A 24,315-nucleotide genomic window follows, 5' to 3' on the forward strand; every position below is an offset into this window, starting at 1 on the left:
GATTTTTATATAAAGTGGTGTAAAATGGTAGCAAAAGCCGAAAAATGGAGGGTATCATATGGCATATACATTTACAAAAGATCTGGAGACAGGTAACCAGTTAATTGATACGGAGCACCGTCAGCTTATTGATGCAATTAACAACCTTTTAAGCGCATGTGCTACCGGGAAAGGCCGCACGGAGCTTGCCCATACAACGAAATTTCTTCAGGATTATACGGCAAAACATTTTAGTGATGAAGAGAAGCTTCAGCTCCAAAGCCAATATCCTGATTATGTAAACCACAGACGGTATCATGAAGATTTCAAAAAGGTTGTGGCTGGAATATGCCAGAAGCTGGAGCGGGACGGAGCCACCGTTTCTCTGGTAGGAGAGGTTAACAGCACAATTGCCGGCTGGCTGATCAACCATATTAAAAAGGAAGATGTAAAAGTAGCTAATCATTTAAAGAGCAGATCTTAATTTCGATGGAACCGCTCCTGATTATAAACATTAATATTGAGAAAGAAGGTACATGATTATGAAAGATCCTAACTGCGCATACTGCATGAAGGGAGATCTGGTAGCAAAATTTGGTTATCCAATCTGTGAAATGGAAACAGGATTTCTGTATTTATTTAAGGAACAAAGCAAACGAGGCAGAGTAATTGTTGCATACAAAGATCATGTCAGTGAGATGATTGATATCAGCGACGAGGAAAGAAACGCATTCTTTTCTGATGTTTCCAAAGCAGCCAAAGCAGTTCACAAAGTATTTCATCCGAACAAGGTTAATTATGGCGCTTATGGCGACACAGGCTGTCATCTTCATATGCACATTGTTCCAAAATACAACGGACAGGATGAATGGGGCGGTACATTTGCCATGAATCCGGACAAGACTTATCTGACCGATGAGGAATATGAAGAGATGGCAAAGGCAATCCGGGAAGCATTATAAAAAAGAAACGCATTCCCGTCTGAAAGGAAGGGGAAGATCATAGATGTTGGAAGAAATCAGACAACAGGCACAGCAGGCTGCGGAAGAATTGCTGGAAGCTGCAAGGTTAAAGACAGGGGATCTGGTTGTAATCGGATGCTCCTCCAGTGAAATATCGGACCACAAAATCGGTTCTCACTCCAGCGCTGAGATTGGAGAAGCAGTTTTTACCGCTATCTACGGGATATTTCATAAGCAGGGCATCCATATTGCCGCCCAATGCTGCGAACACCTTAACCGGGCACTTATACTGGAACAGGAGACGGCAGAACGGTTCGGTTACGAACCAGTTAATGTTGTTCCCCAACTAAAGGCAGGAGGTTCCTTTGCCACGGCTGCTTACCACACCTTATCCAATCCGGTTGCAGTGGAATGGGTTAAAGCACATGCAGGAATTGATATAGGTGATACGCTCATCGGCATGCACCTTCGTGCAGTGGCTGTCCCAGTCCGTCTTAAAATCAGTTCCATTGGTTCCGCCCATGTGGTTGCGGCACGCACCAGAGCTAAATTTATCGGCGGAATCCGCGCCTGCTATGATGATTCAAAGGAGTAATCATGAAGCTGTCACGAAATGAAGCTTTGATGAAAACTTATATGAAAAACAGGTTTTAGGTGACACAAAAATACGCCTTGAATGGGATTTTATGCCCATTCAAGGCGTATTTTATATTTACAACTTTTCAGAAGAGCTATTTTATAACAACTCCATACGGTTTTAATCCATGGTAGCGTACATAAAGAACCAGTAGCCCGATGGGGAATGCCATGTACCTTTTAATTCCGGCTTCTGAAGGTAGAAATCGTTTGAATATACCAAAGGTGCAACTGCTGCATCAGCCATGATCAGCTTTTCTGCTTCATGAAGCTTTTCATAATGCTCTGCTTTATCTACCGTATCTCTTGCCTGGGCTAACAGCGCATCAACTTCAGGGTTCGAATACTTTCCATCATTGTTACCGCTTCCGGAGGAGAATAAGGTGAGCATATTGGAAGGATCATCATAATCATATACCCAGCCTCCACGACAGATCTGGAAATCTCCTGCCCGACGGGTCGGAGTAAAGGTTGACCACTCAACAATCTTAATATCCATCTTTACACCAAGATCACTCCAGGCATTCTGCAAATATTCTGCCACCGGCTTGTTATAACCGGCATCATTGGTCATATACTCAATTACAGGAAAGCCTTTTCCGTCTGGATATCCTGCCTCTGCAAGAAGATCTTTTGCTTTCTGTAAATCTTCTTCATAGTTGCTGGCATGGAAGTAATCTCCGCCATTATTTTTTCTTGTAACTTCTTCAAAGGAAGATCCATCTTCCACATCACTTACTCCTGCCCCCACAAAGTTGGACGCCGGAGCAGCAGTTCCCATCATCAGCGTATTGGCAATGTAATCACGGTCAACAGCAAGGCTCAAAGCCTGACGTACCTTTACATTATCAAAAGGTGCCTTTTGTGTATTAAAAATGGTATAAGAAGTTGCCATACGAGGGTCCAGGTGGAATTCCGGCTGATCCCTCAGTCTTGGAATCTCTTCCGTTGGAACATCACGGATCATCTGAACTTCACCGGTCTGGTATGCACTGTATGCCGCATTAGGATCTTCCATCAGAACAAACTTTAAACTGTTTACAGTAACCTTTTGAGCATTCCAGTAATTTTCATTCTTTACAAATGTAATGTGGGAACCTGGTACCCACTCAGACATCTTTAAAGGACCGTTGGACACATAAGAATCCGGTGTCAGAGACCACTGATCTCCTTTTTCTTCAACCACTTCTTTCTTCACAGGTACCATGGTTGAATGTGTGGTGATTTTATCAAAATAAACACATGGGGATGATAACTCTACAACAAAAGTCCTGGCATCCGGTGCAGATACTCCCAGTGCATCGGTATTGCCCTGAATCGCCTCATCGTATCCCTTAATCATGGAAAGCATATCCTCTGCATAAGGAGCTGCCGTCATAGGATCTGCCAGACGCTTCCAGGTGTATACAAAATCTTCTGCTGTAAGATCTGTTCCATCACTCCATTTTAAACCTTCCCTTAAATGAAACGTATAGGTCAGACCGTCATCACTAACTTTAAAAGATTCTGCCTGTCCGGGAACAATCTTATTGTTCTCATCCACAGTCAATAATGTCTCAAATCCATGCAAAATAATGTTGGAACCGTCAATTGCCGAGTTAAGAGCCGGGTCAATTGTCTCCGGATCAGGTCCGATCTGTACTGCCAGATCCAGACCACCGGCAGATTCATTTCCTGCTGCCTGTGACTTCTCGCCTTTACCTGTTTTACCAGAACCGCCGCAAGCTGATAAAACAAGACCGGAAGCAAGAACAACCGCTAATACAAGTGCTAATTTCTTCATATTACTTCCTCCATTTTTTCTTAAGTCCGCCATTGGCAGACAACCAATGTTTAGCATAGCACAGAAAATTTATTCTTGCAATCTGATTTTTCTATCTTTTTCCCCCATATTTCAGCATATTAGCGTGATAATATGGAAAAGTATAATTTTCTCCGGCAAAGCACAAGTACGGTTAAGGCGGACATATTGACTGTTATTTCACAATGATTCTGAACCATAGAAAAACGGCACACTTCCGAAGAAGATGCCGTAATCATTCTTTAATCTGTATTTTTTAATTGTGTGAAGTAGTTGCTCAATCTGGCAAACTGCTCCAGGGTAAGGGTCTCTCCCCGGACAGAGGGAGACAGTTCCAGACTTTCTATTGCTTCTATAATCTGTTCTTTTGAGAAATTTATCTCCTGGGAATTATTTAAACCATTCTGTAAGGTCTTTCTTCTCTGGTTAAAAGACGCCCGGATCAGACGAAACATCAGATCTGGCTCCAGAACATTTACTGGAGAAATCTTATGTTTTGTCAGGCGGATTACAGCGGAGCCGACTCCCGGACGGGGCATGAAACAATTTGGAGGGACATTTGCCACAATATATGGTTCTGCATAATACTGAACCGCCAGAGACAATGCACCATAATCCTTGGAACCTGGTCCCACCTGCATCCGGTCTGCCACTTCCTTTTGTACCATAACCGTAATGTTATCAATGGGAACCTTTCCTTCAAAAAGTCCCATAATAATTGGTGTTGTAATATAATAAGGAAGATTCGCCACAACTTTTATGGGCCGTCCCTGATTATACCGGTCTACAATCTCTTTAATATCTGTCTTTAATATATCGCCATGGATAACCGTTACATTCTCATAATCAGCCAGAGTTTCATTGAGAATCGGAATTAAATTGGAGTCAATCTCAACAGCAACCACATGGCCGGCACTCTCTGCCAGGTACTGGGTCATGGTGCCGATTCCAGGCCCGATCTCCAGAACACAATCTTCTTTTGTAACACCAGATGCTGCAATAATCTTATCAAGCACATGGGTATCAATCAGGAAATTCTGACCAAATTTTTTCTGGAATGCAAATTCATATTTCTGAATAATCTCAATCGTTTTTTGGGGATTGCCCAGTGTTGCCATCCTTGTCCTCCCTTTGAATGTCAATGAAGCCTGTAAAGTTTTTTGGCATTTTGATTGGTAATTTCTATAATGTCCTCTTCGGAGATTCCTTTGATGGAGCTGATCTCTTCTATTACATAAGGAAGATTGAGCGATGAGTTACGTTTCCCACGATTAGGAACGGGTGCAAGATAAGGACAGTCCGTCTCTAAAACCATCTGATCCATAGGCATATATTCCACCACCTCTTTCAGTTTCCTTGCATTTTTAAAGGTAAGCACTCCGCCGATTCCAAGGTAATAACCCATATTTAAGTATTCCCTTGCCATCTCTTTTGAATAGGAATAACAGTGAATGACCCCTCCTGTCTCCTCTGCTTTTTCTACCTTCATAATATCCAATGTGTCTTTGGCTGCCTCCCGGCTATGAATGATTACGGGAAGACCCACCTCCTTTGCCAGGGATAACTGACGGACAAACCAGATCTTTTGTGTTTCGTGATCCGGCTCTTCCCAATAATAGTCCAAACCAATTTCGCCAATAGCCACAATCTTGTTATGAGAAGACTGGTCTTTCAGCCAGCCAAATTTCTCTTCGTCCAGCTCTTTCACTTCATTGGGATGCACTCCGATGGCTCCATATACATGGGGATACTGGTCTACCATCTTCAATGTATTCTCAGAGGTCTTTATGCTGGCACCGACATTGGTTACTGCTTCTATTCCATGACTGGGAAGATTGGAAAGCAGTTCTTCCCGGTCTTCATCAAATGCCTCATCATCATAATGGGCATGTGTATCAAAAATCATAAGTATCTCCTTTTCATTTACTATTTTATCAGAAAATATGAAAGAACATAGAGAAACAGGAGATGACCCGGATAAAACCAGTAGAAGGCATATTTAAAATTTTTATTTCCTCTTTCTCCATTGTAAAGTCTTATGGGAATCAGGGCAAGGACAGCCGCTCCAAAACAGGGCAGACTTTCTAATGCAGCTAAAACTCCGGCAAAAATAGTCTGAAGCTTTTTATTCTCCCGAAAGATATAAAAGATCAGGATCATGAGGATTCCAATAATATTATAATCCGATTTCAAAAAAACAGACGCTCCACAACCGGCTATGATTGCCAAAGACTGTTTTAAGGGATCCCCATAAGACTTCTGATACGTAGAAATAACCCAAAGTCCAAGAAATAAGGTGAAAAATACATTCTGGTATTCCATATGAAACAGCTCTCCATATATTGCAAGATCGAATGGAATCTCAGAAATCAGAGCAAATATTAATAATCTCAGCCCATACCGTCTTACATTCCTGGTGTGAAGAAATCCTTCTACTAACAAAAAACAAAAAATAGGAAAGGCAATTCTGCCTGCAGTACGAAGGAATACATCAATCAGAGTCCAATACGTCTGGGCTGTTCCTATTTGATTTTTTAAAATTCCATTTTCAATCATGACTACACCAAAATGATCCAAAAACATAGAAATAATCGCAATCATTTTCAACGCAGATCCAGTAATTCCTCTTCTTGCAGAATTGCTTTTTTCAATCATGGAACTCTCCTTTTCAACATGATAGACCGGATTAATTCACCCGGCCTATCCTCATCTACGATTTCGTATCTTCTGAATTTTTATATCAGCAGATTTCTGCTCCTGATGGCATTGTCTTTTCCGGAACCATAAGCGATAAGTTACCGTCTGCATCTTCTGCACATAAAAGCATACCTTCTGACATAATACCAGCCAGTTTTGCTGGTTTTAAGTTTACCACAACCATTACCCTTTTGCCAACCATCTCTTCTGGTGAGTAATGTGCCTTGATTCCGCTGACAATCTGCTTCATCTGACTTCCAATCCGGACCTGGGAACATAAAAGCTTTTTGGACTTTGGCACTGCCTCACAGGAAATGATCTCGCCTACCTGGAATTGAAGCTTGGCAAAATCATCGTAAAGAATCTCTGGTTTCGCCTCAATGTCAATGCCTTCACTTTCTTCTCCCTGTTCTGCCTCATCTGCCTGAACCGGTGGAGCCAGTGTTGCTTCCACTTTTTCCATAACTTCTTTGCTGTCCATACGGGCGAAAAGAATCTCTGGTTTCTCTGTAACCTTATTACCAGACGGATAAAGTCCAAATTCATTCATCTCCGTAAGTTCCCTTTTGCTTGTACACAACTGGGTTAATATCTTTGCTGAAGTCTCGGGCATAAAGGATTCAAGCAGGGAAGCTCCGATTGTGATGGCTTCTGTCAGGTTATAAAGAACAGTCTCAAGACGTGCCTTTTTCTCTTCATCCTTTGCAAGAGTCCATGGTGCGGTTTCATCTATATATTTATTGCTTCTTCTAAAAATATTGAATATAGCTGTCATCGCATCTGCTACACGGAGTTTCTCCATCTTCTCCTGAACTTTCTTTACCTCTTCCAGAACTACCTTCTTTAAATCTTCATCAAACTCATCTGTTTCGTTTCCATTGGTAACAATTCCGTTAAAATATTTATTGGACATGGAAATGGTACGGTTTACAAGATTTCCCAAAATATTGGCAAGATCAGAATTCATACGCTCTATCATCAGTTCCCAGGAGATGATTCCATCATTTTCAAATGGCATCTCATGAAGTACAAAATAACGGACTGCGTCTACACCGAAAAAGTCCACCAAAGTATCTGCATAGAGGACATTTCCTTTTGACTTGCTCATCTTTCCGTCCCCCTGTAACAGCCATGGATGACCAAATACCTGCTTTGGCAGCGGAATATCCAGAGCCATAAGAAAGATCGGCCAGTAAATGGTATGGAAACGGATAATATCTTTCCCGATTAAGTGAAGATTGGCAGGCCAGTATTTTGCAAACTGATCCGTACTTTTTCCGTCGCAGTCATAACCGATTCCGGTGATGTAATTGGTCAGCGCATCTAACCATACATAAGTCACATGTTTTGGATCAAAGCTTACGGGAATCCCCCAGGTAAATGTGGTTCGTGATACGCAAAGGTCCTGCAATCCCGGAAGTAAAAAGTTATTCATCATCTCATTTTTTCTGGAAACCGGCTGAATAAAGTCCGGATTGTCATTAATATGCTTAATGAGACGATCTGCATATTTACTCATACGGAAAAAATATGCTTCTTCTTTTGCAGGCTTTACATCACGTCCACAGTCAGGACATTTTCCATCTACGAGCTGGGATTCAGTAAAAAAAGATTCACAGGGTGTACAGTATAAGCCTTCATAGTATCCCTTGTAGATATCTCCCTGATCATATAACTTTTTAAATATCTTCTGCACCTGTTTTTCATGGTCTTCATCAGTAGTACGGATAAATTTATCATATGAAGTGTTCATTAAATCCCAGATGTTCTTAATCTGACCGGCTGCCTGATCTACAAACTCCTTGGGCGTAATTCCTGCTGCCTCTGCCTTTTCCTCTATCTTCTGGCCATGCTCATCAGTTCCAGTCTGGAAAAATACATCGTAGCCCTCTGCCCGTTTATAACGCGCGATGGCATCTGCCAAAACTGCTTCATAGGTATTACCAATATGGGGCTTACCGGATGCATAGGCAATTGCAGTCGTAATATAATAAGGTTTTTTATTGAAATCTTTAGACATGTGAATTCCTCCTTGTTTCTCAAATAAATATAAATAAATTGCTGTTGACTTTTCTGCAAAGAAAACCCCGTCTTTAGACATCCATTCGGAAATTTAAAGACGGGGAAATATCCCGTGTTACCACTTTAATTCATTCATACCTTACGGTATAAACCTTACCGGCTGCAAAAAGAGCAACGGATTCATAGTAAATCTTCCGCTGTACATAAACAGTCTGACACGATAACGGGTGTAACCGTCGAAACTTAAAAGCAGATTCCATGCCATTCAGTTCCGCTGCTCCAAGGCCATATTGGGAAATAGATTCATGCTTCCTTTTCAGCTTCCGGAAGTCTCTGTACATGAAAGTTATCTCTTACTCTTCTTTTCTCAGCATTCTCACTTATATTTAGTGTTTATGATCCTAGTGTAATAGCTTCGTTAAAGTTTGTCAAGCAGGGAACGCAGATATCCCTTGTTTTGTCATGAGTTTTTTTATATGATCATATAAATAGTAATAGTGAATTACGGAGGAACCCATATATGACAAACTTATTTTTGAAATGGGGGCAAAGAGGGCTGTGCATTCTTCTCTCGGCTGCCCTGTTGGGTGCATGTACACCGCCCCCAAACTCTACCGCAACTCCTTCCCACCCAGGATATGAACAATACAAGGCCACTGATTTATCCATGCAAAAGGAATTTGACTCATTCACCAATGATCTGTTCCGCCAGGAAATAAGCAATTCCGGAATCAGTTTTCATTTCAGCCTTGCAGATCCGGCTTCCAGAGGGATTGATACCGTTCCCCTGACTCTTGGGGATTTTTCTTTGGAGAAGATGAAAAACAACTCCAAAGATCTCATGGATTTAAAAAAGAAACTTACCCGCTTTAATCCAAGACTGCTTACCAAAGACCAGCGTCTTACCTATCAGATTCTATATTCTTACATAGAAACAGAGCTTACTTCCGAAGGGCTGGAGCTTTATTCCCAGCCGTTAACAAGCACCATCGGCATACAGGCACAGCTTCCGGTACTCCTTGCAGAATATACGTTTTATAACCGGGGTGATGTTGACAATTATCTACAGCTTTTATCTACCATTGACGATTACTACGCCCAGATTCTGGAGTTTGAAAAACAGAAATCAGAAGCCGGACTTTTTATGTCAGACACCTCTGCGGACCATGTATTAAAGTCCTGCGAGGCTTATTTAATCCAACCGGATCACAATTTTCTGTCTGAAACATTTAACAGCCGGATTGATGGCTTAACAGATCTGACAGAGGAAGAGAAAGCAGCTTATAAAGAAAAGAATTTAAAGGTTTTAGAAGAACATTTTATACCGGCATACAAAAACTTAATTGATGGTATTACAGCACTTATGGGAACAGGGAAAAATGACAAAGGATTATACTGGTACCCTGATGGAAAGCGGTATTTTGAATATCTGGTTCATACAAACACCGGAACATCTTATGATACCGTAGGAAATCTAAAAAAGGCCATTGAAAAGCAAATGAATTCAGATATCAAAGAACTGGGGAAAATCACCAAAGAACACCCCCAGGTTCTGGAACAGCTTGATACCTACTCATTCCGGTACAGTAAACCGGAAGAGATCCTGGAATCTTTAAAAACGGAAATCAAGAAAGATTTCCCAGAGCTTCCTCCCTGCCAGTATACGGTTAAATATGTTCCGGAGGCACTCCAGTCATCTTTAAGTCCTGCTTTTTATCTGGTTCCTCCTTTGGACCGGTATGAGGATAACACCATTTATATCAATGGCAATCCCCGTTTTGCAAATGACGACCTTTATACCACTCTGGCTCATGAGGGTTATCCTGGACATTTATATCAGAATGTATATTTTTTAAGCAAAAAACCCAGCGACTTGAGAAGCATCCTTTCCTTTTCCAGTTATTCAGAGGGCTGGGCTACTTATGTAGAATTCTATTCCTACACATTAGATAACGGTCTGGACCCTGAACTTGGAAAATTACTGGCACATAATACGGCTGTAACCCTTGGAATCTATGCTTATCTGGATATTTGTATTAATTATGAGGGTTGGGATAAAGAACAGACAGAAAAGTATTTAAGTACCTTCTATAATGTGAAGAATACGGATATCGTGGATTCCATCTACAACAGTCTTGTGGATAATCCCACCAACTATATGGAATACTATGTTGGATATCTGGAAATCATGGAGATGCGCCATGCCGCAGAGAAGGTATTAAAAGATCAGTTTAATCTAAAAGATTTTCATACATTTTTACTTGATATTGGTCCTGCTCCATTCTCTGTCATTCAACCGGAATTCCGCAACTGGCTGGCAAAAGAATTAAGGAAGGGCTAAATAAAACAGGCAGGAGCTTTGCATGTGCTCCTGCCTGTTCTATTATCCGATCTTTTTATAGTCTTTTACATATTCAAGAAAATCATTATCACTCTGCTTAATGGTTTCACTGGAATAGTTCTTTCCATTTACAAGAAGTTTTAATTTATCAAGTTCAAAGTTCTCAATAAAAGTATTACCAACTGCGGTCAGCGTAATTAAATCTTTGGTAGAGCTTTTGGCTGGTACCTTTGACAGATTAAGAGTGCCTGTCCCGTCTTTGGAGTCAAACTTAAGAACTTTGGTATCTTTTTCAAGAACCCCATATTCCACCAGCTTTTCAACCAGGGCATCTGCTGTCAACTCATCTACTGCATCCATTGCCTGGTTCAAACCGGTAGAATCACTGTTCTGGCTATATATCGAGATGATCTCCATCGGTTCCACATTAGGATCAGGAACCTTATCACTTGCGCCTCCTGTAGAAGCCTCTACCTGCGGACCAGGTGCCTCTGTCTCCACTTTACGCTGTGTTGGTGTACACGCTGCCAGGGACATCATCATTATAACACTCATTAATATCACGATGAATTTTCTCATAATTGCGTATTGCCTCCTTAAATTCTCTTAAAGACTCCGAAACCACTGATTTAAATTAGTGAGAGCTTTGATTAAAACTTCTATCTCATCCTTGCCTAACGATTTTATTATACCTTCAATCATCTCCTGATGAAATTTTGCATGGTGCTCATAGGCTTGTTTCCCTCTTTCAGAAAGGGAAATGTATACAACCCGCCGATCTTCTTTCCCTCTCTCACGGATTACATATCCTTTCTTCACAAGGCTGTTCATGGCTATGGTCAGTGTTCCAACCGTAACAGACAACTCTCTGGCAATGGTCGACATATTCTTCGGTTCACCAATACCGATGGCTTCTATTACATGCATATCATTATTTGTAATATTCTTAAATTCCTGCGTAATGATAGCCTGTTGTTCAATATCCATAATATCCCGAAACAGTCTTACCAATACTTCGTTAAGAGTTCCGTAAGTATCCACGTTTATCCCTTCCATATCGTTATGACAATAAAAGCTTCCTCGTAATTATACATGATTATGTATTTATAGACAACCACTTGAATTCTTATGAAATTCTTAAAATAGAACTGAAATAATTCCTTTTATACCAAAAAACGGCTTAAAAAGACACTGGCTGCAATCCCTGCTGCTGTAGCTGCCAAAGCACCGGTCAGAGTATACCTGGTTTTTCTGATTTTCACGGTTCCAAAGTACACACTAAGGCAGTAAAATAATGTCTCCGTACAACTCATCATCACAGAAGTCAGCATCCCCACATAAGAGTCAGTTCCGTACTTTTTGAAAATATCCAGAACCAGCCCGATTGCTGCAGAATTGGATACCAGACGTACCAGAATAACCGGAACCACCGGTGCGGGGAGGAACAAAAATTGTGCAGGCTTTGTCAGCAGTTCTGCCAGAAAATCAAGAAACCCGGAAGCTCTTAAGACCCCAACTCCTGTCATTAGTCCAATGAGCGTAGGAAGAATTCCCGCTACCGTCTTCATTCCGTCTTTGGCACCATTTATAAAATCATCAAAAACAGGTCTCTTAGATAACACGCCAAAGCCTACCATATAAAAAATGATAAGAGGAACCAGTGCTTCCGATAAAAATAATAAAAATCTCATTGTTTCACCCAGTTATTCTTGATTATTACAGTCTATTCCAAATCTCACCTTTTCATTCGAAGGGTTTCAGGGTAAAATAAAGGGAGAATTATAAAATGGAAAGGAGAATTGATTCTATGAGTCTGTTATTTTTACAATATCCACCATGCAGTACCTGCAAAAACGCGAAAAAATGGCTGGACAGCCATCAGATTTCTTATGAAACCAGAAATATCAAAGAGGATAACCCTACGGCACCCGAACTGACTGAGTGGATTAATAAAAGTGGATTTCCTATTAAAAAGTTCTTTAATACAAGTGGTCTTATCTATAAGGAAAAACATTTAAAAGATCTGCTTCCACAAATGAGCGAGAAGGAACAGATTGATCTGTTAGCAACAGACGGTATGCTGGTAAAACGTCCTTTGATTATTGGAAAAGACTTTGTTCTTGTAGGCTTTAAGGAAGAACAGTGGCAAAGTACTCTAAATCCTTAAATACATTGTTACATTTTCACAATAACAAAGAACGCCCAGGCGTTCTTCTAATCCCGCTTCTTTAAAAGACAATGATTTTCTGCTATGGCATCTGTATTGATTCGCCTTTTCAGAAGATAAATGAATGGAGGTTGCTGCAAGCAGCACACAGACTACCATTGACAGGAGAAACGGCTTGTGCACATGGTAAGCCAGTCTGCGGCAATAATGCAGTACACTTAACTGTCTCCTTAACAAACATTTCACTCCCCTGCGATCCATCTCTGCCATAATTTTCTGAAACTCATCCGGAGGCGGAGACGGCGTTACAGGTGTTAATTCCGGGTGTTTCTGCATATAATCAATAAGAGTTCTGTTTGATTTATTTTGTCCTAAAATGGAACATTTTTTTAATCGTTTTTTCTTCTGCTCCATATCTGCACCTCTTAAATACAAGTTATCCTTTCATTCCCACACTCTTTGGGGTTGACTTTTTTCAGTCAGCGTTTACTATTAATAGTATATCGAATTTGGGAGGCAACATTTTATGAAAAAAATTATATTAACCGGTGGAGGAACGGCCGGTCATGTTACCCCGAACCTGGCTTTGATTCCCTCCTTAAAACAGCGGAATTACGACATTCATTACATTGGATCTTACCAGGGAATTGAGCGAAAGCTCATAGAAGGTGCTGGAATTGCCTATATTGGTATCTCCTCAGGAAAATTCCGGCGGTATTTTGATTTGAAAAACTTTTCCGACCCATTCCGGGTTATAAAAGGGTATGGAGAAGCTTTGAAATTTATAAAAACTTATAAACCGGATATCGTTTTCTCAAAAGGCGGATTTGTAGCTGTTCCCGTGGTATTAGCTGCAAAACACTGCAAAATACCCGTCATTATACACGAATCCGATATGACTCCAGGATTGGCAAATAAACTTTGTATTCCCTCTGCCACCCATGTATGCTGCAACTTTCCGGAGACACTTTCTTATCTTCCAAAAGACAAGGCGGTTCTTACCGGTTCCCCAATTCGAAAAGAATTGTTAGAAGGCGACCGGTTAAAAGGCATTCAATATGCCAGATTATTTGAGAATAAACCTGTAATCTTAATCATTGGAGGGAGTCTCGGATCTGTAACGGTAAACAATGCCGTCAGAAACATTCTTCCTAAACTTTTAAAAAAATACCAGATAATACATATCTGCGGGAAAGGCAATCTGGATGAAAGTCTGATTGGAACCGAAGGATATGTACAATATGAGTATGTTGACGCTCCACTTAAACACCTGTTTGCAGCGGCAGACCTCATGATCTCCAGAGCGGGAGCCAATGCCATCTGTGAGATACTTGCCCTGCGTAAACCAAACATCCTCATTCCTCTATCGGCTGCTGCGAGCAGGGGAGACCAGATTTTAAATGCAAAATCTTTCGAAAGACAGGGATTCAGTTGTCTTTTAGAAGAGGAAAACTTATCTGGGGAATCTCTGTTTCAGGCAGTTACAGAGACATATAAGAACCGGGAACAATTCATCTCAAACATGGAACAAAGCGAACAGCATAATGCGATTGATTCCATAGTTGAAATGATTGAATCCATGACAAAAAACTAGAACCCTGTCCCGCTAATATAAGGGGACAGAGTTCAAAAATAATAGTCATAAATCAAAGCTGGGTCCCAGAATCTTTTTTAAACAGACTCTTGTCCGGTATATCCGGGAGCGGCATACTGTTCCCGGAATCTCCAGTAATTCGCAAATCTCAGAAATCGTAAGCTGTTTTAAGAAGTATAAAACAGCCATCTCCTTCCATTCTTTCCTCATATTGGAGATTTCCTCTGTTATCTTTCTTAGTGCTTCCTCCTCAAGAATCACCTCCAGAGGATCTGTAATTACATAATTCGCCAACAAAGCTACTTCGTGAGCAGCATCCTTCTCATTAAGGCTAACTTTCTCGTAATGACCATTCTTTCGAAGACAATCAATGGATTTTCTCTTGAGTATTTTAATCAGCATGCCTTTTTTACGCGTATCCGTCCAGGTTAATGAATAATTCTCAAAATATGCAATAAAAGTTTCCTGTACCACATCATCCAATTCCATATCCGGAACATGGTATGTTTTAGCAATTCTTCGGAGCAGTCCCTGGTACTCTCCATATATGGATTGCAGCAACATATTTTCATCTTCATGTATGCTCATTGATTATGCCCCTCTGGTTACAGGGCGCTCCTTATAGCGGCTCCTGTCTGTGCTAAGTCTTGCGGACTTTCTTTGCCCGATTCCCATGAAACCATAACAGGACCATCCTCATAACGAGGGATTAAATGTACATGAAAATGAAAAACGCTCTGACCGGCTGCTGCTCCATTATTCTGTACCACATTGAAGCCGGCACATCCCAATGAGGTCTTCATGGCGCCTCCAATTTTAGCTGCTAATGGAAGAACCCTGGCTGCTACCTTTCCATCAAGTTCACAAATATCTTTGTAATGCTGTTTTGGAAGTATCAGGGCATGCCCTTTGGAAGCCGGTCCCAAGTCCATAATAACGCGAAATGTATCATCTTCATATAAAGTCTCAGAAGGTATTTCGCCATTTGCAATTTTGCAGAAAATGCAACTTTCTTCTCTCACACGCTCACCTCCTTCCAATTTGATTATTCCCAATTAGTTATACTACAGGCCTTGCGGGTCTCCGATACAGGATTATTGCTATCAAAATCCCAAGGATAAGCCCTGCAATGTGAGCCGCATTATCTACACCTGTGCTGGAAAAACCAAAATACAGGGAACATACAATTACAACAACAAGCTGCCGGGTGCTTATGTCTTCCAGGCGCCCCCGGTTTACTGCCACTGCATATAAAAGTCCGCCAATTACACCAAAAATCGCACCAGAGGCACCTGCGGAAACCACCAGCCGGTAATCACCAAGATTACTAAACATAGATACAACATTGGCTCCCACTCCACAAAGCAGGTAAAAAAAGAAATATTTTACATGTCCCAGTGCTCTCTCCAGATTATCACCTAAAATAAACAGGATAAGCATATTATTCATAATATGATTAATTCCAAAGTGCATAAAAACGGAAGTAAGCAGGCGGTAATACTCCCTGCCTTCCACTACATAGGGTGCAAACAAAGCCCCATGGGATACCATAAACTCCGTATTCTCTGAGGACCCTGCTATCTCCAGATATAGAAAATAGATGACATTTACAGCAATTAGACCAAAATTCACATATGCTTTTTTTCGTCTGCTCCAGTCGTCCATTCCACATCTCCTTCAAAATATTATGTTTATTCTAGCACAGATCGACATATTATGTAAATATAAACCCAAAATTTGCTATAAAAACTTCATCTCCTTTTTTCAATGGTACGGTCTCATTTGTTTCTAACGTCTGGCCATTAACTGATGTTCCATTTGTTGAATTTAAGTCACTTAACAGGTACTCTTCTCCCGACCGGTCAATTCGTGCATGAATGCGGCTGATGGTTTCACTCTCAATTACATAATCTACAATTCCCTCCTGCTTGCCAATTAAGTAAGGAACATAAGATATTATGGCATCAGGAATATCTGTTCCCATTGAGCGCAGGCAGCAGACCTCTTTATCTTCTTTCTTATCAGTCAGTAAAACCGTCTGCATAGTCTCTGGTTCCGCTTTGGGTATAGGGGAAGAAGGATTGTCTATGAAAGCATTTCCTGTATCTTCCTCAAATGCCATCTGCCATTCACAATGTTCCTGTACCTGGGTCTCTGTTTCCTTCCCTTTTAGAACCTCCCCAGACAATGATACGATTCGTTTACAGGAAATCAAAAAAGCGGCGGCAGCTCCTGTAAGTCCAGCGGCAACAGGTGCATACCAGAATTGGTAAATTCTATGAATCCCCAAAAACAGACATAGAACGGCTGCACTGAAAGCGGCTGAAAACAGCCCAATGATAACCGCTTTATATATTGGCGTCTTTCCCTGCTCCTGACCCTGAACTGGCAAATCTTCCTTTTCTAAAGCCAGTTCTTCAAAGGAATTTTGCTCACCGGATTGAGGCTGATACATCTTTTCCCCCTTATACTTTGTATTTGGAGGTGCCTCTTTCTTTTCCTCTTTTCCTATCACAGCAGTTCTTCCCGAAATGACCTCATAAAGATTATTCAACCCATAATTTTCTTTCAGACTCTCTTGATAGAGACCATAAGCCATAACTACACACTCTTTATCCTGATGATTGATTTTCCCAAGAAGGTAACGCAAAAGAGATGTCATGCTTTCGGGCAGATATCCCACTTTACCAGGAACCAGGCAAAGAGATATCTGAAAAGACTTTGGTTCTACATAGATATAATCTGGTTCTAAGAGAACCTGATTCTCATCTAACAGATAAGGTTCCAGATTCTGAAGAGACTTCATAATCCCAGAAATTAATTGTCTTAATTCCTCCTCTCCAAGGCTTTGATATTCCAGTATCCGTGTTAAAGGCTGCCTTGACGTAATTTCATAATAGTAATACCTATGAGCATCTACCTCCTTTATATGAAATTTCATCAACCCTTCTATGGTATTATTCTTCAGCATGGAAACCTCAAACTGTTCGGGAGGACTTTCTTCCAGGTCTATGATCAGATAATTATGTTTCATTTCCCTTTTGTATGTAATCTTCATTTTATTCCTCCTGACTGACAAGTGTGAGCATCCGTAAAAAATTCTCCGGATCAAACACCTTTTGTTCCAGGGAAAGATTCCATTGCCCACCAGATGCGGATGCTTTCACAGTCCTTCCTGTAACGGGACCGGAAGATATTCCTATTTTAAACTGGTACCGTTTCCACGATAAGGGAATTCCTGCTCTATTCTCTGCCCAGGAGACTGCTTCTTTTTCTGATTCTGATTCATTATGCCGAAGTCTCTGGACGGATTCTCCAAGAGCCATTGCTCCAACTGTCTTATCCCTGACTTTATAGGCTGACTGTATGGAAAAAAGAAGTGCCCATAAAACAATTGCCATGACAAACGCCGCTTCTACGGTGAAACTCCCGGAAATACATTTTCTCATATCATCACCATCCCAATCCATAATGGTAGTAAAACCGGAAGAAACGGAACCGATATATGCTTTGCATCTTCTCCCCTTAATTTACATAAACAATAAATTCCGGCACAAATAATTCCATTAATAAAAATTCCATAAATCAAAAGTTTAACATTTAAAAGAAAATTCAGGTAAAATCCGCTGACCACAAAAAACCACCCATCCCCCTCTCCAATTGCCCCTCTGGTAAGACGGCTTAAAAACAATAATAACACCCCGACCAGGCAACTACAGAAACGATCTAATGATAACTGTCTGCAGAAGAATGACAACATTACGCCTGCCATACCTGCTACAACAAACAGCCATACTTTAATACTTTTCTCTTTTCCATCCTGCAGGGCTGCAATAATAAGAAACAAGGAAAAAATAATTCCGGTTATGCCTTTTGGCATTTTAGTTTACCTCCTGCTGAGAACAATAAGAACAAGGTCCAAGGTGACGAACTTGGGACAGAGGAACCGTTGATACATAAGAGATAATAGAAGAGCAGTTTTTATCTGTATGGTATTTTTCACCCCATGGCATAACGTAAACTTTTCCGCTGAAACCCAACTCTTTTTTGCACCGCTCACAGGGCTTATATTTTCCTCCGGAACGATTACGAAGATCTTTCACCTGGTCCAAAGACCTCTCCTGCAAATCATTATATAAATAATGGCAGGTTCTTAATCTGTGATATCTCTGACTTCCTCTTCCAATATAGACAAACTCTTCTTCCTCTCCACCTGCACTCCTGCTGACTCCCTCTTTTCCAATCCATGCCCTGCGGCAGGATCTTGCTGTCATCGGAACACTCTTTAAACCAAAAACAGAAAAAGGGAGGCAAATGCGGTAATTCATTACTAAATCAATGGTTTCTCCGTCCTCCATGAAGGAGGATTTTACAAAAGATATATCTGCCACTCGTTTTGAGTGAACCTGCTCCTCTACCCTATTTCTGACATACAGCAGAACCCCTGTCTCCGTAAGTTGCTCTGATAGCTTAAAATCAAGCTCTTCTTTAACTTCATTCACCTTCTTTCCCTGATTAATCTGTTCCAGAACATACGCATACTGACTCACCGTCTCCCCCGCAGACTCTAATGAAGTCTGAACCCGTCTCGCTTCATTCATAATTTCCATAGGCATCATCATAAGAATCATGGAAAATAAAAACAGTGGCAGGATCAGAGATGCTTCAAGGGTTAAACTTCCCTTTTTGCTAAATTCGAAGGCAGATGATAATACCCTCTTTGCAAAAAATCCTATTATCCTAAAGGGGGATTGTACCTGGAGAGTAACACCTTGTTTGTCTTTTAACACCGACTCTTTGAAAAAGGGCATAATCATCTACCTCCTCCCTATTAATATGCCTTTTCTGTCCGTACTTCTATAGAATAAAAAGGAGCACTTCCTCCAAAAAACAAATGTTTTGATTTTATTACTCCACTGATCTCCGCCTGATAAATACAGTCTTCCATGCGGAAACCAGCCTGCTGCATAGAAATATTCCATTGAATCACATCCATAAGGCGGTATCTTTGCATCTGACTATCCTTAATAAAAAGTAGAAGCTTTAAATATCCCATGTAATTAACGCCCTTATCTCCACCTTTTCCTCCAAATCCCTTGTCCTGATTTCCCATCTCCATCAGATTAGACAGACTTAGATTCCAATTATCTGAGGTTTTAAGCAAAACCACCTTCTCTCCTCTTAAAAGCATTCTTAAATCAACAATTGTTTCCCCAAACGCCCATACAGTCATAATGAAAAAGGCAATTACTCCAGTTAATGGAGTCATACCTGTAACACCGGTAATCACTCCCGCCAATGTCTTTGCTTCTTGCCGCTTTTCACTATCAGACAGAATATGAACGAAATTAAGCCCCTCTCTGACTGCCAGAATATCTGTCACCGCCTGTCTTAAATTTTCTTCATCAGACCTTAAGCCAGAGATCAGATATTCCATCTCATACTGAACCTCTTTTTCTTCATCAGATTGAAAATTAGTTAGAAAACGGCTGCAGTACTCTTCAAATAAGATTCGGTCAAGCAGACTTTCTCCGGTATCTTCTTTTTCAGAAAATTTCCCGGACGGAAGAAGACTTTCTGTTATAACACCTTTTGATACTGTGGCATCTTCGGGAAGCACCAGAGTTAAAAAACCATTACCAGACAGACCTATGATTTTTTCCAGTATACGCTGCTTTTCAGGGTCTTTTACGCCGTTGGAATAAGAAAATACAGGAATCTCTAATCCGGACCAGATATTCTCTACACTTCCCCACAATCCAGAATAATCCGGTTCGTCATCCTCATCTTCATCGCTTTCCCAATTATCAATCATCTCCTCCACCTCAGCCGCACGATCTCGTGCACGGACAATTACAGACTTCATGACTGCCATCTTTTCTGGAAGGTTTTCTATTTCAATTCTTCTTTGCCCCTCCTGACTGACATAAGATTCATAACTAGAAGTATCTTCATATAGATTTTTGCTGATCTCCGGGCTTAAATCACCACTTAGCTCTGCGTTTATATTGTGTGTGTCTTTTAATCCAGCCTGTAACTGATCTGCTGTCCTTTTATAATTCCGAACAAATTTCGAGAGTTTCTCCATCTCTTTTTCCAGCCGGTCCGCTTCTTTACGAAAGCCATTCCCATCATACTGATTCAGTCGCTGGAGTGCTCTCTGCCAACAGTCTTTTTGCTCTTTTAACGATTGATTGATGTCTGCAACCACCTGTTCTAACCGGACGACTTCCTTTGTATGACCGGAAAATGATCTGGAAAGTTTCCCCACGGCAGATGCCTGCTTTAAGCTTTCCATCAGATTATTTGCCCCCTCTGCATCAGGCAAATCTTTAAAAATCCCAAACTTCATATAATCCTTTATTTCCTGGTTTAAATGCTCCCCTCCATTGTCTGTAATCCGGATCAGTTCCTTTTTATCAGCGGAGACCATGTCCATAGAATACCAGCCGGAACTTTCCATATACGGTTCCATATATTTCTTCCAGTTATCATAGATCTCACCCTCATCCTTGAACTCCAAAAGAAAAAGGCGGTACTTGTCCCAGACTTCTCTGTGGTATTGACTGAATACAGAATCCATGGCAGAATCAGCCGCCAGCTTTAAATAACATCTGGCTCCAGCCGTCCGGGCGGACTCTATAAGTCCGCACATCAGACTGAATATGCACAAAAGAGCCAGACTTAAAAATACAGTTATCTGTCCGCTTTTATCCATTAGTACACCTCTTTTGACTGGTTATCAATCTGCTTGAATATAAGTTGAAGAAGTGCGTTAATTCTATCTTTAAAAATAATTACAAGTCCAATTAAAACTACTAAAATCAAAACCACTTCTATCACACCTACACCGTCTTCCTCCTTTATAAAATCCATAATCTGCTCATTTAGAAATTGTCTCATTCTCTCACCTCCTTTCAATAAAATGATAAAAATGCAGGAACTACAATCATAATCATGACAACAAGAAGCATAAGGAACAGAGGAATTAAAAGTTTGGTTCCAGCCTCTTCTCCTAGCTTTTTAGCCAGGTTTTTTCTCTGTTCAAAGGCTGATACCATCTCAAGCTCCAACACCTGACGGAGCTGGCGGCTGCCATTCTTCTGGCTTTGTTCCAAAAGCGTTGAAAGCTTTAAATATGGCTGCAGTGCACACCGCCTGCCAAAATCTCCAAATGCTTTGGATTCCGATACTCCGCTTCCGAGTTGAGACACCGTTCTCACAATCTCCTCATAAGCCGGTCGGATTCTCCTCTTCTTGCCGTCCCCTTCATAACCAGATGCAATCCTGGAAAACGCACTTCGAACGGTAAGACCTGCACCAATATAAACCACCAGCTTTGAAACCACCTCCGAATAGTCAAATAAAAGCTGCTGTTCCCGAAGCTTATCCCCTTTTCTCTTCTTCACACCTTCTTTTGCATAAAGCAATGCTGCCATAAAAATCCCCAGTACCGGAAAAATACGGTAACTGTTATCCGAAGGAAAATAATAGTTCAATTTCTGCCCAGAATATGATTCTGGAAGTTTGAGATAATCTTCTGTCTGCTGCCGGATATCTTCCTCTCCTGCTAACGCAAGAAACTGGTCTGCGGCTTTCTCCTCTTCGGTAAAGACTCGAGGCAAAATTCTAAGATTAAACTTATAGATTTTTTCATGAACTCCAGACGTGGCACGGGCAAGCACCATAACAGCTTCCCCCTCTTCGTTTACCTTTTCGTTATGAACAGTACCAAGGGTATCTACTAAGTCCGGGTTCTCTGATTCCCAACGCAGTTTTATGCCATAATCGCCGAGGCTTGTCTTAAAATTCAAATCTTTTCGAACCTCTTTCAGGGAATTATTCTCCCCTAAAATCTGTTCTTCTAACAGGAGCCGCGCTTCCTTAAATACCTGGTCTGCTTCTTCCTCAGAATAGGTCCTTTCCCGGACAGGAATCTTAACAGATATCTTTTTTTGCTGCTCTTTATCAAGTCCGGATACTTCAACCTCATAAATAGTCTCCCCCTGCCCAGGTCCTGCCCGTTTTAAACTTGTACTTTCTGACATAGCTCTGGCCTGCGCAGAAGATATTACAGCACCGGCTGCACATAGTATTATTCCAGCCGCAACACATGCTATCTGCGTTTTTGTTATGGTAAACTTTCCTTTATCTCTCATGTATTCTCCTATATCTCAATCTCCATGATTTTATGGGCAAAGAAAAAAGATATTATGTAAATCAGCATACAGACTGTCATCAGTATTCTGCCAATTCCAGTGGTATACATAATCGTAAAAAAACCTGGCGATGTAAGGTCAATATAAATTACAATAAAAAATGGAATCAAGTTCATAATCTTCTGTTCAAACTGTTTGGAAGCAGTCATTGTAAGAATCTCCTGTCTGACTGATACCTTGTCCCGGATCACGTTTGCCGTGTGACTAATAATGGATACCAGTTCTCCCCCACTTCGTTTAGCGGCAGCAAACACTTCTGCGAAATTTTTCACATCATCAAGACCACTGCGGTCTGCAAATTCTAAAAGTGCCTGCTCTACAGAACGGTTGACCTTTATCTGATTCTCAATATGTCTGAACTCTCCGGTAACAAGCCCTTTCTCACCGTATAGCAAAACCAGTTCCTTTACCGTAGAAATAAAGGCATTCTCTACAGAATATCCGGCACTTAAAAAAGAGGATAAGAGTAAAATCCCTTCTTTAAATTCCACATTAAGCTGTTGCAGCCTTTTTTCTTTCTGTTGCCTTTTCTTCATCACCGGAACTATATATCCCAATGGAATGAACAGCAAAAACGCAATGATACTGCGGTAAAAAACATAAGAAAATACGGCTGCAATCACCAGCCCCTGTCCCCCATATAAAAGCCATTCATAAGGTGTTAAAACGTATCTGTCATATCTCAATGCCTGCCGCTTTAAGCTTTTGGGCATTCTCAATGGTTCCCACTCTTTTAAGGCTTCCCTGCACTGTTTTGCTGTTGTCTTCGTTTTTATAATCTTCTTCAAACCGGTATAACGGATTGAGTCTGATCTCACCACTTTCATAACCTGCTACCTCCACAATTGACAGTACCCGTCTGCTTTTATCTCTTAATCTTCCAAGATGAATAAGAATGTCCAGTGCTGCACCAATCTGGTTTCTCACTGCCGAAAGAGGGATGTCTGCTGCCATAAGCACCATGGTTTCAAGTCTTGACAACATGTCCTTGGGACTATTTCCATGTCCCGTACTAAGGCTTCCGTCATGTCCTGTATTCATAGCCGATATCATGTCAAGAGCCTCCTTTCCTCTTACTTCTCCTATAATAATTCTGTCTGGATTCATCCTTAAGGATGCCTTAATCAGATCTCCAATGGTGATCTCACCCTCTCCTTCCCCATTCGCACCTCTTGTCTCGAGCCTCACCAGATTCTTAACCTGGGTGATCTGAAGTTCAGCGGAATCTTCTATGGTGATGATTCGTTCCCCTTTTGGAATATAGGCCGACAGGGCATTTAAGAATGTACTCTTACCAGAGTTTGTTCCTCCGCATATGAATATGTTGTATCCCGCCTCCACAATACATCTTAAGAAATGGGCAGATTCTTCCGTTAAGGACCCGATCTTTAAAAGCTTCCTCATGGTAATAGGCTCTGGAAATTTCCTTATGGTCAGCACAGGACCATCTAATGCAACGGGCGGCAATACCACATGGACTCTGGAGCCGTCAGGAAGTCTGGCATCTGCAATAGGTTTTGAAACATTCACCGTGCGGTTCACACTGCTTACAATCTGCTGAATGGTGTCCTCTAACTGCTCCTGACTGTCAAAGGTTTTTTCCCAAAGCTCCATATTTCCATTCCGCTCTACAAATACATCATTAGCTCCATTAACCATAATCTCGGTTACTTTCTTATCATCTACCAGCTCCTGCAAAGCTCCCAGCCTGCGAAAGGAATCGAATAACCTTCCTTTTAACTCCAACTGATCCTTTAATGGAAGAAAAAACTCCTGCCCATATTCCAGGACTTTTCTGTCAATCAAAGCACACAATTCCTCATCCATAACCTGCTGCTGATCATTTAATTCCCTTAAAATATCTTCCCGCATGCGTTTTCGATGTTCTTCATCCATA

General features: G+C 41.1%; 27 protein-coding genes and 1 other annotated feature. Of the genes, 6 read left to right on the forward strand and 21 right to left on the reverse strand.

Annotation, left to right across the window (positions count from 1 at the left end):
- Positions 1-58 precede the first annotated feature (58 nt).
- Genes FAY33_RS15145 through FAY33_RS15155 form a run of 3 tightly spaced genes read left to right on the forward strand, consistent with a single transcriptional unit; the run spans position 59 to position 1,536 of the window.
- Positions 59-463, forward strand: a complete 405-nt coding sequence (locus FAY33_RS15145) for a bacteriohemerythrin (RefSeq protein WP_143322079.1) — start codon at positions 59-61, stop codon at positions 461-463.
- Between the two features lie 58 nt (positions 464-521).
- On the forward strand, positions 522-941 hold the full coding sequence (locus FAY33_RS15150; RefSeq protein WP_143322080.1) for an HIT family protein: 420 nt from the start codon (positions 522-524) through the stop codon (positions 939-941).
- 43 nt (positions 942-984) lie between these two features.
- On the forward strand, positions 985-1,536 hold the full coding sequence (locus FAY33_RS15155; protein WP_143322081.1) for a TIGR01440 family protein: 552 nt from the start codon (positions 985-987) through the stop codon (positions 1,534-1,536).
- 162 nt (positions 1,537-1,698) lie between these two features.
- Here FAY33_RS15155 and FAY33_RS15160 read toward each other — a convergent pair whose 3' ends face one another.
- The 5 genes from FAY33_RS15160 to metG all read right to left on the reverse strand — a co-directional run bounded on the left by FAY33_RS15160 (position 1,699) and on the right by metG (position 8,095).
- Positions 1,699-3,360 carry a peptide ABC transporter substrate-binding protein gene (locus FAY33_RS15160; protein WP_143322082.1) on the reverse strand — a complete coding sequence of 554 codons (1,662 nt, stop codon included), beginning with the start codon at positions 3,358-3,360 and terminating at the stop codon, positions 1,699-1,701.
- A 260-nt stretch (positions 3,361-3,620) separates the two neighbouring features.
- On the reverse strand, positions 3,621-4,496 hold the full coding sequence (gene rsmA, locus FAY33_RS15165; protein ID WP_143322083.1) for a 16S rRNA (adenine(1518)-N(6)/adenine(1519)-N(6))-dimethyltransferase RsmA: 876 nt from the start codon (positions 4,494-4,496) through the stop codon (positions 3,621-3,623).
- A gap of 20 nt (positions 4,497-4,516) precedes the next feature.
- Positions 4,517-5,284, reverse strand: a complete 768-nt coding sequence (locus tag FAY33_RS15170; protein WP_143322084.1) for a TatD family hydrolase — start codon at positions 5,282-5,284, stop codon at positions 4,517-4,519.
- 20 nt (positions 5,285-5,304) lie between these two features.
- Positions 5,305-6,033 (reverse strand): TraX family protein, encoded by a 729-nt coding sequence (locus tag FAY33_RS15175; protein WP_143322085.1) that lies wholly within the window; start codon positions 6,031-6,033, stop codon positions 5,305-5,307.
- An 85-nt stretch (positions 6,034-6,118) separates the two neighbouring features.
- Complete coding sequence (gene metG / locus FAY33_RS15180) at positions 6,119-8,095, reverse strand: methionine--tRNA ligase (protein WP_143322086.1); 1,977 nt, start codon at positions 8,093-8,095, stop codon at positions 6,119-6,121.
- Between the two features lie 92 nt (positions 8,096-8,187).
- Positions 8,188-8,475, reverse strand: a binding site (T-box leader).
- 142 nt (positions 8,476-8,617) lie between these two features.
- On the opposite strand from metG, the gene FAY33_RS15190 reads away from it, so the two are divergent.
- A complete protein-coding gene (locus FAY33_RS15190) occupies positions 8,618-10,438 on the forward strand; it encodes a DUF885 domain-containing protein (protein WP_143322088.1) in 1,821 nt (606 codons plus the stop codon).
- A gap of 42 nt (positions 10,439-10,480) precedes the next feature.
- Here the strand turns inward: FAY33_RS15190 and FAY33_RS15195 are convergent, their stop codons facing one another.
- The 3 genes from FAY33_RS15195 to FAY33_RS15205 all read right to left on the reverse strand — a co-directional run bounded on the left by FAY33_RS15195 (position 10,481) and on the right by FAY33_RS15205 (position 12,129).
- On the reverse strand, positions 10,481-11,017 hold the full coding sequence (locus FAY33_RS15195) for a GerMN domain-containing protein (RefSeq protein WP_143322089.1): 537 nt from the start codon (positions 11,015-11,017) through the stop codon (positions 10,481-10,483).
- 27 nt (positions 11,018-11,044) lie between these two features.
- On the reverse strand, positions 11,045-11,494 hold the full coding sequence (locus FAY33_RS15200; RefSeq protein WP_143322090.1) for a MarR family transcriptional regulator: 450 nt from the start codon (positions 11,492-11,494) through the stop codon (positions 11,045-11,047).
- Between the two features lie 107 nt (positions 11,495-11,601).
- Positions 11,602-12,129 (reverse strand): nucleoside recognition domain-containing protein, encoded by a 528-nt coding sequence (locus FAY33_RS15205; protein ID WP_143322091.1) that lies wholly within the window; start codon positions 12,127-12,129, stop codon positions 11,602-11,604.
- A 116-nt stretch (positions 12,130-12,245) separates the two neighbouring features.
- Between FAY33_RS15205 and FAY33_RS15210 the strand changes: the two genes are divergently transcribed.
- Entirely contained in the window at positions 12,246-12,605 is a 360-nt protein-coding gene (locus tag FAY33_RS15210; RefSeq protein WP_143322191.1) for an arsenate reductase family protein, read from the forward strand.
- Here FAY33_RS15210 and FAY33_RS15215 read toward each other — a convergent pair.
- Positions 12,594-13,019, reverse strand: a complete 426-nt coding sequence (locus FAY33_RS15215; RefSeq protein ID WP_143322092.1) for a hypothetical protein — start codon at positions 13,017-13,019, stop codon at positions 12,594-12,596. The two genes, FAY33_RS15210 and FAY33_RS15215, sit on opposite strands and share 12 nt — an antisense overlap.
- A 112-nt stretch (positions 13,020-13,131) precedes the next feature.
- Here FAY33_RS15215 and FAY33_RS15220 point away from each other — a divergent pair, with 112 nt between their 5' ends.
- Positions 13,132-14,199, forward strand: coding sequence for an undecaprenyldiphospho-muramoylpentapeptide beta-N-acetylglucosaminyltransferase (locus FAY33_RS15220; RefSeq protein WP_143322093.1), 1,068 nt, complete (start codon positions 13,132-13,134; stop codon positions 14,197-14,199).
- 45 nt (positions 14,200-14,244) lie between these two features.
- On the opposite strand, the gene FAY33_RS15225 is transcribed toward FAY33_RS15220, so the two are convergent.
- The 12 genes from FAY33_RS15225 to FAY33_RS15280 are packed head-to-tail and all read right to left on the reverse strand — an operon-like array spanning position 14,245 to position 24,314.
- The gene (locus tag FAY33_RS15225) at positions 14,245-14,787 is read right to left on the reverse strand and encodes a sigma-70 family RNA polymerase sigma factor (protein WP_143322094.1); all 543 of its coding nucleotides are present in this window, start codon (positions 14,785-14,787) and stop codon (positions 14,245-14,247) included.
- A 17-nt stretch (positions 14,788-14,804) separates the two neighbouring features.
- Positions 14,805-15,221 (reverse strand): HIT family protein, encoded by a 417-nt coding sequence (locus tag FAY33_RS15230; RefSeq protein WP_143322095.1) that lies wholly within the window; start codon positions 15,219-15,221, stop codon positions 14,805-14,807.
- A gap of 37 nt (positions 15,222-15,258) precedes the next feature.
- Positions 15,259-15,864 (reverse strand): rhomboid family intramembrane serine protease, encoded by a 606-nt coding sequence (locus FAY33_RS15235; protein WP_143322096.1) that lies wholly within the window; start codon positions 15,862-15,864, stop codon positions 15,259-15,261.
- A gap of 49 nt (positions 15,865-15,913) precedes the next feature.
- Positions 15,914-17,257, reverse strand: a complete 1,344-nt coding sequence (locus FAY33_RS15240) for a DUF6382 domain-containing protein (RefSeq protein WP_143322097.1) — start codon at positions 17,255-17,257, stop codon at positions 15,914-15,916.
- A 1-nt stretch (position 17,258) separates the two neighbouring features.
- Positions 17,259-17,648, reverse strand: a complete 390-nt coding sequence (locus FAY33_RS15245; RefSeq protein WP_143322098.1) for a hypothetical protein — start codon at positions 17,646-17,648, stop codon at positions 17,259-17,261.
- Positions 17,645-18,079 carry a prepilin peptidase gene (locus FAY33_RS15250; protein WP_143322099.1) on the reverse strand — a complete coding sequence of 145 codons (435 nt, stop codon included), beginning with the start codon at positions 18,077-18,079 and terminating at the stop codon, positions 17,645-17,647. The genes FAY33_RS15245 and FAY33_RS15250 overlap by 4 nt, the downstream gene beginning before the upstream one ends.
- A gap of 1 nt (position 18,080) precedes the next feature.
- The gene (locus tag FAY33_RS15255; protein ID WP_243126780.1) at positions 18,081-19,016 is read right to left on the reverse strand and encodes a hypothetical protein; all 936 of its coding nucleotides are present in this window, start codon (positions 19,014-19,016) and stop codon (positions 18,081-18,083) included.
- Positions 19,017-19,030: 14 nt separating this feature from the next.
- Entirely contained in the window at positions 19,031-20,917 is a 1,887-nt protein-coding gene (locus FAY33_RS15260; protein ID WP_143322100.1) for a DUF5702 domain-containing protein, read from the reverse strand.
- A complete protein-coding gene (locus tag FAY33_RS15265) occupies positions 20,917-21,102 on the reverse strand; it encodes a Flp1 family type IVb pilin (protein WP_143322101.1) in 186 nt (61 codons plus the stop codon). The genes FAY33_RS15260 and FAY33_RS15265 overlap by 1 nt, the downstream gene beginning before the upstream one ends.
- Positions 21,103-21,116: 14 nt before the next feature.
- Entirely contained in the window at positions 21,117-22,358 is a 1,242-nt protein-coding gene (locus FAY33_RS15270) for an immunoglobulin-like domain-containing protein (RefSeq protein WP_143322102.1), read from the reverse strand.
- A gap of 8 nt (positions 22,359-22,366) precedes the next feature.
- Positions 22,367-23,131, reverse strand: coding sequence for a type II secretion system F family protein (locus FAY33_RS15275; RefSeq protein ID WP_143322193.1), 765 nt, complete (start codon positions 23,129-23,131; stop codon positions 22,367-22,369).
- Positions 23,094-24,314, reverse strand: coding sequence for a CpaF family protein (locus FAY33_RS15280; RefSeq protein WP_143322103.1), 1,221 nt, complete (start codon positions 24,312-24,314; stop codon positions 23,094-23,096). Before FAY33_RS15280 ends, FAY33_RS15275 begins: the two co-directional genes overlap by 38 nt.
- Position 24,315 lies beyond the last annotated feature (1 nt).

The organism is Clostridium sp. HBUAS56010 (assembly GCF_007115105.1).
In the GTDB taxonomy this organism is placed as follows: domain Bacteria; phylum Bacillota; class Clostridia; order Lachnospirales; family Lachnospiraceae; genus Lacrimispora.